The sequence below is a fragment of the Micromonospora sp. NPDC049799 genome (assembly GCF_040656655.1).
GTDB lineage: Bacteria > Actinomycetota > Actinomycetes > Mycobacteriales > Micromonosporaceae > Micromonospora.
In genome coordinates, this window is the sequence record NZ_JBFAMU010000155.1 from 1 (window position 1) to 10,415 (window position 10,415).

Sequence of the window (10,415 nt, forward strand, 5' to 3'; positions counted from 1 at the left end):
CAGCGCGCCCTGGTCCGCGCGGCGCACGCGGCGGGCATGCGCGTGGTCGGCCCGAACTGTCTCGGGGTGGCCAACACCGACCCGACGGTACGCCTGAACGCCACGCTCGCCCCGAGGCTGCCGGTGCCCGGCCGGGTCGGCATCTTCAGCCAGTCCGGCGCGTTCGGGGTGGCGCTGCTGGCCGAGGCGGACCGGCGCGGGCTGGGCCTGTCCAGCTTCGTCTCCGCGGGCAACCGGGCCGACGTGTCGGGCAACGACCTGCTGCAGTACTGGCAGGACGACCCCGGCACGGACGTGATCATGCTGTACCTGGAGACCTTCGGGAACCCGCGCAAGTTCGCCCGGCTGGCCCGACGGATCGGGCGGGAGAAGCCGGTGGTCGCCCTGGCCTCACCGGCCCGGCCACCCGGCCTGGGCCCCTCCACCGGCCCGGACGAGGTCGCGGTCAGCGCCCTGTTCGCCCAGTCCGGCGTGATCCGGGTGGACACCGTGTCCGAGCTGCTCGACGTCGGGGTGCTGCTGGCCAACCAGCCGCTGCCGGCCGGTCACCGGGTCGGCGTGGTCGGCAACTCCTCGGCGCTGACCGGCCTCGCCGCGACCGCCTGCGCCGCGCAGGGACTGACCCTCGCCGACGGCTACCCGCGCGACGTCGGGCCCCGGGCCGGGGCGCCGGAGTTCGCCGCCGCGCTCGCCGGGGCCGCCGCCGACGACCGGGTGGACGCCCTGGTGGCGGTCTTCGCGCCACCGCTGCCCGGTCAGCTCTCCGACGTGGAGCGGGACTTCACCGCCGCCCTGCCCGCCGCGCTCGTCGCCGGCAAGCCGACCGTGGCGACGTTCCTGGTCGGCCGGGCGCCGGCCGGCGTGCCCGCGTACGGGGGCGTGGAGGAGGCGGTCCGCGCCCTCGCCCGAGTCACCGCGTACGCCGACTGGCTCCGCCGGTCCCCGGGCACCCTGCCCGAGCTGCCCGACGTCGACCCGGAGGCGGCGCAGGTGGCGCTGCGACCCGAGGCGCCGGACCCGATCGGGCTGCTCGCCGCGTACGGCATCGACGTCGTCGAGTCGGTGCCGGCGCGCACGGTCGACGAGGCGGTCGACGCGGCGACGCGGCTCGGGTTCCCGGTGGCCCTGAAGGCCGCCGCCCCCGGTCTGCGGCACCGGCTGGACCTCGGAGCCGTCCGCCTCGATCTGCCGGACGCGGCGACGGTGCACCGCGCGTACGCCGAGATGGCGACGGTCTTCGGCGCGGACGTCCTGGTCCAGCCGATGGTCCCGCCCGGCGTGGCCTGTGTGGTGGAGCTGGTGGAGGACCCTGCGTTCGGCCCGGTGGTGGGCTTCGGCCTCGGCGGCGTCGCCACCGAGTTGCTCGGGGACCGGGCCTGGCGGGCGGTGCCGCTGACCGACCGCGACGCCGCCGCACTCGTCGACGAGCCGCGCGCGGCGCCGCTGCTGCGCGGTCACCGGGGGGCCGCGCCGGTGGACCGGGCCGCCCTGGCGGACCTGCTGCTGCGTGTGGGCCGGCTCGCCGACGAGCAGCCCCGGGTCCGCGCGTTGACGCTGAACCCGGTGCTCGCGCGGCCCGACGGCATCTCGGTGCTGCACGCGACGGTCCGCGTCGGTTCCGCCGCCGCCCGCCCCGACACCGGCCCCCGCCGCCTGTGAAAGGAAGGGCCCCTTCTTAACGCCTTTCTCCGGTGGGGCGGCCGCTCAAGGGCGGCTGGAGATCTGCTGCACGCCCCAGGCGTTGCCGTCCGGGTCGGTGAAGAAGACGAAGCCGACGTTGTCCAGAGGCTCCGGCACGGGGCGCGGGTTCTTGCCCACCACCTGGATCTCGCTGACCTCGACACCCCGCTCGACCAGCTCGGCACGGGCCTTGTGGAGGTCCGGCACGACCAGTTGGAGGCCCTTGAGCGACCCCGGCGGCATGTCGGGCACCACGCCCTCGCCGATGACGATCGAGCAGCCGGAGCCCGGCGGGGTCAGCTGCACGATCCGCGCGTCGTCGTTGATCACGGTGTCGTGGTCGACGGCGAAGCCGAGCCGCTCGGCGTAGAACTCCTTCGCCCGGTCCACGTCGGAGACCGGTACGACCACCACTTCCAGCGTCCAGTTCACGGAATCTCTCCTGTCGTCGATGTCTGATGGAGCAGGTCGGCCAGGCGGGTGAAGCTCTCTCTGACGCCACGGGCCATCGGATAGCGCAACACCGTGTCCCGGCCCTCGGGTGTGGCGTACCGCAGGGTGGTGGTGACGGTGGTCCGCCCGACCAGTTCGGTGAACTCGTGGTCGACCAGCGTCTCGCCCGGATAGGACTGGTCCTCGAAGAGCTCGGTGCAGGCCAGCCGGTGCGGCGGGTCGACCGCCCGGTACGTGCCGTACTGCACCATCCGCCCGCCGGGGCCGTGCGACACGAAGCGCCAGCGGCCGCCCACCCGCAGGTCGACCTCGCACTCGACGAGCCGCCAGCCCCGCGCCCCGTACCAGCGGACCAGCAGCTCCGGCCGGGTGAACGCGCCGAAGACCAGTGGAGCCGCCGCGTCGAACATCCGGCTGAGCACGATGTGCCGGTCACCGGGAGCGTGCACCACGAGCGGGTCGTGGGTGCCCGTCACCGGGCGCGGCTCTCGGTGCCGCCGCGCTGGAGGTCGTCCAGTAGCGCGTCCAGGCGCTGGTAGCTCTCCGCCCAGTAGTCGCGGTAGTCCGCCAGCCACGCCGTGGCCTCCCGCAGCGGCTCGGCCGCCAGCCGGCAGGGTCGCCGTTGGGCGTCCCGCCCCCGCGTGACCAGGCCGGCGCGTTCCAGCACCCGGAGGTGCTTGGAGATGGCCGGCTGGCTCATCGCGAACGGCGCGGCCAGTTCGGTCACGGTCGCCTCGCCGGCCGCGAGCCGGGCGAGGATGGCCCGGCGGGTCGGGTCGGCAAGGGCCGAGAAGGTGGCGTCGAGCGCGTCCGTGTCCACTGAATATAACCTCCTGGTTCAATAACCAAGAGGTTTCTACCGCGAATGTCCGCCGAGGTCAAGCACCGCAACGACGTGGGGCCCCGGCGAACCGCCGGGGCCCCACGTGGTCCAGGTCGCGTCAGCAGGCGTACGCCTCCAGGCGCTGCGCCCGCTCCGGGGCGCGCAACTTCAGCAGGGTCACCTTCTCGATCTGCCGGATCCGCTCCCGGGACAGGCCGAACTCCCGGCCCACCTCGTCCAGGGTGCGCTGCCGGCCGTCGTCGAGACCGAACCGCAGCCGGATCACCGCCTGCTCCCGCTGGGAGAGGGTGGCCAGGACGATGCTCACCTCGTTGCGCAGTTCGCCCTGCGCGGCGGCGTCACCGGGCCCGGCCGCCGGGTCCACGGCGGCGACGAAGTCACCGAGGGCGCTCTCGCCGTCCTCGCCGACCGCCTGGTCGAGGCTCACCGGCTCCCGGTCGTACGAGATCAGCTCGATCACCTGGAACTCCGGGACCTCCAGCGCCCGCGCGACCTCGCTCAGGGTGGGCTCACGGCCCAGCGTCACCGACAGCTCCCGGCGTACGCGCACCATGCGGTTGACCTGCTCGACCATGTGCACCGGGATGCGGATGGTGCGGGCCTGGTCGGCCATGGCGCGGGTGATGGCCTGGCGGATCCACCAGGTGGCGTACGTGGAGAACTTGTAGCCCTTGGTGTAGTCGAACTTCTCGACGGCGCGGATGAGGCCGAGGTTGCCCTCCTGGATCAGGTCCAGGAACGCCATGCCGCGGCCCGTGTAGCGCTTGGCGATGCTGACCACCAGCCGCAGGTTCGCCTCCAGCAGGTGGTCCTTGGCGGCGCGGCCCTCGGCGACGATCGTCGCCAGGTCGACGCGCAGCTCCGCGGAGACGGGGGTGCAGGTGGCGAGCTTCTCCTCGGCGAAGAGTCCAGCCTCGATCCGCTTGGACAGCTCGACCTCCTGGGCGGCGGTCAGCAGCTTCGTGCGGCCGATCCCGTTGAGGTACGCCCGGACCAGGTCCGTGGAGATGCCGCGCTCGTCGGTGGCGTCCAGGTCGGCCATGGTCTCGGTGCCGTGGTCGGCGTCGGTGCGACCGACCGTGCTCATCCGGTGCTCCATCATCTGCAGGGCCATCTTTCGTCTCTCCCCGTGTCCACGTCTGTGCCGCTGGTCCGGCCCAGTGGTGCCGGTGACAAACAGCTTGGCGGGCGGGGCGTGAAACGGGAGTGAGGCGATCGGGGACCCGACAGAGATCGCGCGCGGCCCGTTCGGCGCGTACGCGTGTCGTCGCCGTCGGTGCCTTGTCAGCGCCGGTTACCGTGCCTGCGGTCGGCCGTGGTGGCCGGACCGCACCGGCGAACGTCGGTGGACAGGGGACAGGTAACGGAGGGCGTCGTGGTCTTCAAGCGGCTCATGCAGGCAATGGGCGTCGGTGGCCCCTCGGTGGAAACCGTGCTGGCGAACCCGAACTGCCGTCCCGGCGGCCAGGTGGAGGGAATCGTGCACGTGGCGGGCGGCGACCACCAGGTCGACGTGTCCTATGTGTCCCTCGGGCTGGTCACCCGGGTCGAGGTGGAGAGCGGCGACAACGACTACCAGACCACCCAGGAGTTCCACCGCCAGCAGGTCACCGGCGCGTTCCGGCTGGAGGCCGGGCAACGGTACGACGTCCCATTCCGCTTCGACGTGCCGTGGGAGACCCCCCTCACGGAGGTGTACGGGCAGCACCTGCACGGCATGACGATGGGTCTGCGTACCGAGCTGGAGGTGGCCCGCTCGGTGGACAAGGGCGACCTGGACGCCCTGGCCGTGCACCCGCTGCCGGCCCAGGAGCGGATCCTGGAGGCGTTCCTGCGGCTGGGCTTCCGGTTCGCCCGCGCCGACGTCGAGCGCGGTCACATCTACGGCGTGCACCAGACGCTGCCGTTCTACCAGGAGATCGAGTTCCACCCGGCACCGCAGTACGCCGGGGCGATCAACCAGCTGGAGGTCACCTTCGTGGCCGACCCCCGCCAGATGCAGGTGGTGCTGGAGCTGGACAAGCGGGGCGGTCTGTTCACCGAGGGCCGGGACGCCTTCGGCCGTTTCACCGTCGACCACGCCACCGCCGACCGCACCGACTGGACCGCCCAGCTCGACGCCTGGCTGCGCCAGTCCCTGCAACGCCGCGGCCTCTTCGGCTGACCCCTCCCGCCGCCGCCCTCACCTTGTTGATCAAGGGGTTTGCGTCAGGATGGCGTCCGGAACCTGACGCAAACCCCTTGATCACCCCGAGGGGGAGGGCGGGAGGGCGGGGAGTGGGGGTGGGGGTGGGGGGTCAGAGATCGAGTAGGAGGGTGCGGGGGCCTACGTTGACGCTCTCGACCAGCATGTGGGCGCGGAAGCGGCCGGTCTCGACCTTGGCGCCGCGGCTGCGCAGCGCCTCGACGACCTCGGTCACCAGGGGTTCCGCGACCTCGGCGGGCGCTGCCGCCGTCCAGCTCGGACGGCGGCCCTTGCGGGCGTCGCCGTACAGGGTGAACTGGCTGACCACCAGGATCGGCGCGCCGGTGTCGGCGGCGGACCGCTCGTCGTCGAGGATGCGCAGCTCGTGCACCTTGCGGGCCATCGTCCGCGCGGTGTCGGCCGTGTCGGTGTGGGTCACACCGAGCAGCACCAGCAGGCCGTCGGAGATGGCGCCGACCACCTCGCCGTCCACTGTCACGCCGGCCCGGCCGACCGTCTGCACCACCGCGCGCATCAGCCGGTCACCGGCTCGATGAAGCCGCGCTCCACCAGGTGCGCCACGATCGGGCCGGCGGCCTCGGCCAGTTCCTCCGGCGCGACGTCGTGGGCGACGGCGAGCAGGGCGAGCTGGTCCCGCAGCGCGAGCCGGCCGTCCGCGCCGCCGACGAGGGCGAGCACCAACGGGTCGATCTCCTCGGTCCAGCGCAGCCCGTGCGGCATGGCGAGGACCTGCCGGTCCACCGCCCACCCCTCGTCGCCCATGGTGGCCTCCTGGCGTAGCTGGAGGCCGTCGGCCGCCCGGTAGCGCGCGGCGAGCAGCTCGTCGGTGTCGCGTACGCGAAGCCAGTCCTGACGGTCGAACCAGCCTGCGACGCGGTCGCCGAGCGGCGCCTCGACGCGCTGGCGCAGGTCCTCGACCCGCACCGTCGGGTCGTCGTGCCCGGCGCGGCGCAGCGAGACGATGCCGAAGCCGATCGCCTCCACCTTGTGCGCGTCGAACCAGTCCAGCCAGTCCGCCATCCGCTGCGGGTCGGCGGCGTGGCCGACGTCGGTGAGCCACAGGTTGACGTACGCCATCGGGTCCGCGATCTCGCGCTGGATCACCCAGGCGTCCAGGCCGGTACCGGCGAACCAGCCGGCGACCCGCTCGTCCCACTCCTCGCCGGCGACGTGCACCCAGTTGGCGAGGTACTGCATGGTGCCGCCGTCGGTGAGCAGCCCCGGCGCGGCGGCTGCCAGCTCCGCTCCGATGGCGTCGCCGACCCGGCCGGAGTCCCGGTAGACGTGGGTGGTGGTGCCGGGCCCGACCACGAACGGCGGGTTGCTGACCACCAGGTCGAACCGGCGGCCGGCGACCGGCGACACCATGTCGCCGCGCAGCAGCTCCCAGTCCTGCCCGTTGAGCGCGGCGGTGGTGGCGGCGAACCGCAGCGCCCGCTCGGAGAGATCGGTGGCCGTCACCCGGCGGGCGTGGGTGGACAGGTGCAGTGCCTGGACGCCGGAGCCGGTGCCCAGGTCCAGGGCGGTCTCCACGGGCCGGCGGACGGTCGCGCCGATCAGCGTCTGGGTCGCCCCGCCGATGCCGAGGACGTGCTCGGAGTGCAGGGGCCGGCCCGGTCGGGCGCTGGCCGGGACGTCGGCGAGCACCCACCACTCGTCCCCGTACGGCTCCAGGTCCAGGCCCATCCGCAGCCCGCCGCCGTGTCGCTCCACCAGGCCCCCGGCGAGCGCCTCGTCCAGCGACAGCGGCGCGAGCGCGGCGGCGACGGCGGCCTCCGGCTCGGTCTGCTCGCAGATGAAGACCCGGATCAGGGTGGCGAGCGGGTCGCGGTCGGCGGTGGCGCGCAGGGCGGCGCGGAAGTCGTTGCGGGCCACCCCGCCGGTGGCGTGCGGGCCGAGCCGCGCGGCGATGCCGTTCGAGGTGAATTCCGCCCGCGTCAGCGCGGTCCGCAGCGCGTCCACCCCGGCCGGAGAGAGCAACATGTCGTGTTCGTCCACGTCGTCATCCTGCCTGGCGGCCGGGCACCGGTCGGCGTCACCCGCCGGATCGGCGGGGCCAGCACTTCGGTTGATGAACAGGCTAGTGATGACGATCTATGCGGCGCCTCATCCGGGCGTTCGCCGTCGTCGCCACCGCGGTGGCCGTCTCGGCGGCCACCACCGTCCCGGCTCAGGCCGCGCCCGTCGGGGAGATCCGGGGTGCGGGGGCACCGAACGCGATCAGCGGAAGCTACGTGGTCGTCCTGAAGTCCGACGCGGTCGGCGCCGCCGGCTCGTTCGCTGCCCGCACCGCCGTGCCCGACCGTGCCGCGACGCTGGCAAAGCGGTACGGCGGCAGCGTCGGCGACGTCTACAGCGCCGCCCTGACCGGCTTCAGCGCCACGCTGAGCGTCGGCCAGGCGCGCCGGCTCGCCGCCGATCCGGCGGTGGCGTACGTCGAGCAGGACCAGGTGCTCACCGCCTCGGCCACCCAGACCAACCCGCCGTGGGGGTTGGACCGGATCGACCAGCGCACCCTCCCGCTCAGCCGCAGCTACACGTACCCGAACACCGCCTCCAACGTGCGGGCGTACATCATCGACACCGGCATCCGGACCACGCACACCCAGTTCGGCGGCCGGGCCACCTGGGGCACCAACACGGTGGACGGCAACAACACCGACTGCAACGGCCACGGCACCCACGTCGCCGGTACGGTCGGCGGCTCCACGTACGGCGTCGCGAAGCAGGTCCGGTTGGTCGCGGTGAAGGTCCTCAACTGCTCCGGCAGCGGCAGCACCACCGGCGTCGTCAACGGCGTCAACTGGGTGACCGCCAACGCGGTCAAGCCGGCCGTGGCCAACATGAGCCTCGGCGGCGGGGCCAGCAGCGCCCTCGACAACGCGGTCGCCAACTCGATCAGCTCCGGCATCGCGTACGCGCTGGCGGCCGGCAACTCCAACGCCAACGCCTGCAATTCCTCGCCGGCCCGGACCCCCTCGGCGCTGACCGTCGGCTCCACCACCAGCACCGACGCCCGCTCGTCGTTCTCGAACTACGGCTCCTGCGTGGACATCTTCGCGCCGGGGTCGAGCATCCTGTCGGCGTACCGGACCAGCGACACCTCGACCGCCACCCTCAGCGGCACGTCGATGGCCGCGCCGCACGTGGCCGGCGCCGCGGCCCTGGTGCTCTCGGCCAACCCATCCTGGACCCCGTCGCAGGTCGGCAGCTACCTGGTCACCAACGCCACCACGGGCAGGGTCACCAGTCCGGGCACCGGCTCGCCGAACCGGCTGCTCTTCGTCGTCAACTGACCCTCCCCACCGGCCCGGTGGACCGTGCCCGCACGGTCCGCCGGGCCGCCTCGCGACGGCCGCGTCCGGGGACGGGAGGTGTTAAGCGGGGGCCCTTCCTCTACCGCAGGCGTCAAGAAGGGGCCCTTCCTTACACCGGGGCCGGCGTGGGTGTGCCGACCGCGGGGAACGCGCGGGCGGCGCCGTCGACGCGTACCGACACCTCGGCGCCGACCGGGACCGTCGGGCCGCCGTCGAGGATCCGCGCGGTGAGCCGCGTGCCGTCGGCCAGCCGGAGCCCGACCAGGGCGTCGTGCCCGTGGAAGTCGTGACGCAGGACCGTGGCCGTCACCGTGCCGGCCCCCGGCGTGAGGCGTACCTGCTCGGGGCGGACCAGCACGGTAACCGGGCCGCTCGGTGCGGCGCCGGCCAGCGGCACGGTGCCGAGCGCGGTCCGGGCGGCGCCGTCCTCGGCGACCGCCGGCAGCAGCACGGCCTCACCGACGAAACCGGCCACCCACTCGTCCGCCGGCTCCCGGTAGACGGTCGTCGGCGTGCCGGCCTGGACCACCCGGCCGGCACGCAGGACCACCACCTCGTCGGCCACCGAGAGGGCCTCACCCTGGTCGTGGGTGACGAGGACGCCGGTGGCGCCGTCGGCGCGCAGCGCCTCCCGGACGTCGTGCCGCAGCCCGGCCCGCAGTCCCGCGTCGAGGGCGCTGAACGGCTCGTCCAGCAGCACCACCGACGGCCGGGGCGCCAGCGCGCGGGCCACCGCGACCCGCTGCTGCTGCCCGCCGGAGAGCTGGTGCGGCATCCGGTCCCCGTAGCCGGCGAGGCCGACGAGGGTGAGCACCTCCTCGACGCGGTCGCTCCGGCGGACGGCCCGGTCGAGGCCGTACCCGACGTTGCCGGCCACGCTGAGGTGCGGGAACAGCGCGCCCTCCTGCGGGACCACGGCGATGCGGCGGCGGTGGGTCGGCAGGTGCCGGCCGTTGCCGGCGACCGGGACGCCGTCGATGCGGATCTCCCCGGCGTCCAGGCGCTCGAAGCCGGCCAGGCAGCGCAGCAGGGTGGTCTTGCCGCAGCCGGACGGGCCGAGGACGGCGGTGAGCAGCCCGGACCCGATGGTGAGGTCCACGCCGGCCAGCGCGGTGACTGACCCGTACCGCTTGACCACTCCCGTGACTACGACCTCGCTCATCCCCGGTCCTCCTTGTCGAGCAGGCCGCTGCGGGCGACCAGCAGCCAGGTGGGTAGCGCCGAGATCGCCACCAGCAGGGCCGCGTACGGTGCCGCGGCGGCGTACGCGCCGACGGCGGTGGCGGTCCACAGCTCGGTGGCGAGCGTGTCCGTGCCGGTCGGGCGCAGCAGCAGGGTGGCGGGCAGTTCCTTCATGCCGGTGAGGAACACCAGCGCCGCGCCCGCCCCGATACCGGGCAGGGTCAGCGGCAGGGTGACCGTGCGCAGCACGGTCAGCGGCCCGCGCCCGAGGGAGCGGGCGACCTCCTCCAGGCCGGGCGGGGACTGGGCGGCGGCACCGGCCACCGCGCCGACCGCGAGGGGCAGGAACAGCGTGGCGTAGGCGAGGGCGAGCAGCCACCGGGTCTGGTAGAGCGGGTACGCCACGTTGATGCCGAAGAAGATCAGCGACAGCCCGATCACGACGCCGGGCAGGGCGTGGGCCAGGTACGCGAGCCGGTCCAGCACGGTGGTCAGGGGACCGGGGGCGCGCGCGGCGAGCAGGCCCAGCGGCAGCGCCAGCAGCATCGTCAGGGCCGCGCCCGCGAGGGAGACGGTCAGCGAGTTGCCGGCCGCGGTGAGCACCTCGGGCAGCGCGCCGGGCCGGGACACCCCGGTGACGAGCCGTCGGGCGAGACTGGCCGCGGGCACGCCGAGCGCGAGGACGGCCACGCCGAGCAGGGCGGCCAGGGCGGGCCAGCGGGCCGTGCCGAGC

10 protein-coding genes and 1 pseudogene are annotated in these 10,415 nt (G+C 73.9%); 3 read left to right on the forward strand and 8 right to left on the reverse strand.

Annotated elements, in window-relative coordinates:
• A partial coding sequence (locus tag AB0I76_RS14280; protein ID WP_357034523.1) for an acetate--CoA ligase family protein occupies positions 1 to 1,659 on the forward strand: 1,659 nt, incomplete at its 5' end.
• A gap of 45 nt (positions 1,660 to 1,704) precedes the next feature.
• On the opposite strand, the gene AB0I76_RS14285 is transcribed toward AB0I76_RS14280, so the two are convergent.
• The 4 genes from AB0I76_RS14285 to sigB form a co-directional block, all read right to left on the reverse strand.
• Positions 1,705 to 2,112 (reverse strand): VOC family protein, encoded by a 408-nt coding sequence (locus AB0I76_RS14285; protein WP_357034525.1) that lies wholly within the window; start codon positions 2,110 to 2,112, stop codon positions 1,705 to 1,707.
• Entirely contained in the window at positions 2,109 to 2,543 is a 435-nt protein-coding gene (locus AB0I76_RS14290) for an SRPBCC domain-containing protein (RefSeq protein ID WP_357034539.1), read from the reverse strand. The genes AB0I76_RS14285 and AB0I76_RS14290 overlap by 4 nt, the downstream gene beginning before the upstream one ends.
• Positions 2,544 to 2,605: 62 nt before the next feature.
• Positions 2,606 to 2,953, reverse strand: a complete 348-nt coding sequence (locus AB0I76_RS14295) for a metalloregulator ArsR/SmtB family transcription factor (RefSeq protein WP_357034527.1) — start codon at positions 2,951 to 2,953, stop codon at positions 2,606 to 2,608.
• Between the two features lie 121 nt (positions 2,954 to 3,074).
• Entirely contained in the window at positions 3,075 to 4,064 is a 990-nt protein-coding gene (gene sigB, locus AB0I76_RS14300; protein WP_357034541.1) for an RNA polymerase sigma factor SigB, read from the reverse strand.
• A 288-nt stretch (positions 4,065 to 4,352) separates the two neighbouring features.
• On the opposite strand from sigB, the gene AB0I76_RS14305 reads away from it, so the two are divergent.
• On the forward strand, positions 4,353 to 5,141 hold the full coding sequence (locus AB0I76_RS14305; protein WP_357034529.1) for a sporulation protein: 789 nt from the start codon (positions 4,353 to 4,355) through the stop codon (positions 5,139 to 5,141).
• Between the two features lie 133 nt (positions 5,142 to 5,274).
• On the opposite strand, the gene dtd is transcribed toward AB0I76_RS14305, so the two are convergent.
• Both dtd and AB0I76_RS14315 read right to left on the reverse strand, forming a co-directional pair.
• Positions 5,275 to 5,697 (reverse strand): D-aminoacyl-tRNA deacylase, encoded by a 423-nt coding sequence (dtd, locus tag AB0I76_RS14310; RefSeq protein ID WP_357034531.1) that lies wholly within the window; start codon positions 5,695 to 5,697, stop codon positions 5,275 to 5,277.
• Positions 5,697 to 7,181: a methyltransferase gene (locus AB0I76_RS14315; protein ID WP_357034533.1), complete on the reverse strand. Its 1,485-nt coding sequence runs from the start codon at positions 7,179 to 7,181 to the stop codon at positions 5,697 to 5,699. The genes dtd and AB0I76_RS14315 overlap by 1 nt, the downstream gene beginning before the upstream one ends.
• A 98-nt stretch (positions 7,182 to 7,279) precedes the next feature.
• Here AB0I76_RS14315 and AB0I76_RS14320 point away from each other — a divergent pair.
• Positions 7,280 to 8,476, forward strand: a pseudogene (locus AB0I76_RS14320) (S8 family peptidase); the annotation flags it as partial.
• A 133-nt stretch (positions 8,477 to 8,609) separates the two neighbouring features.
• Here the strand turns inward: AB0I76_RS14320 and AB0I76_RS14325 are convergent.
• Positions 8,610 to 9,662 (reverse strand): ABC transporter ATP-binding protein, encoded by a 1,053-nt coding sequence (locus AB0I76_RS14325; RefSeq protein ID WP_357034535.1) that lies wholly within the window; start codon positions 9,660 to 9,662, stop codon positions 8,610 to 8,612.
• On the reverse strand, positions 9,659 to 10,415 hold a 757-nt coding region (locus tag AB0I76_RS14330), incomplete at its 5' end, for an ABC transporter permease subunit (protein WP_357034537.1). The genes AB0I76_RS14325 and AB0I76_RS14330, both read right to left, overlap by 4 nt.

Excerpts from the sequence above, each read along its gene's own strand:
- AB0I76_RS14290 (WP_357034539.1), bottom strand. The coding sequence starts at position 2,543 with ATGTTCGACGCGGCGGCTCCACTGGTCTTCGGCGCGTTCACCCGGCCG.
- sigB (WP_357034541.1), bottom strand. The coding sequence starts at position 4,064 with ATGAGCACGGTCGGTCGCACCGACGCCGACCACGGCACCGAGACCATG.
- dtd (WP_357034531.1), bottom strand. The coding sequence starts at position 5,697 with ATGCGCGCGGTGGTGCAGACGGTCGGCCGGGCCGGCGTGACAGTGGAC.
- AB0I76_RS14325 (WP_357034535.1), bottom strand. The coding sequence starts at position 9,662 with ATGAGCGAGGTCGTAGTCACGGGAGTGGTCAAGCGGTACGGGTCAGTC.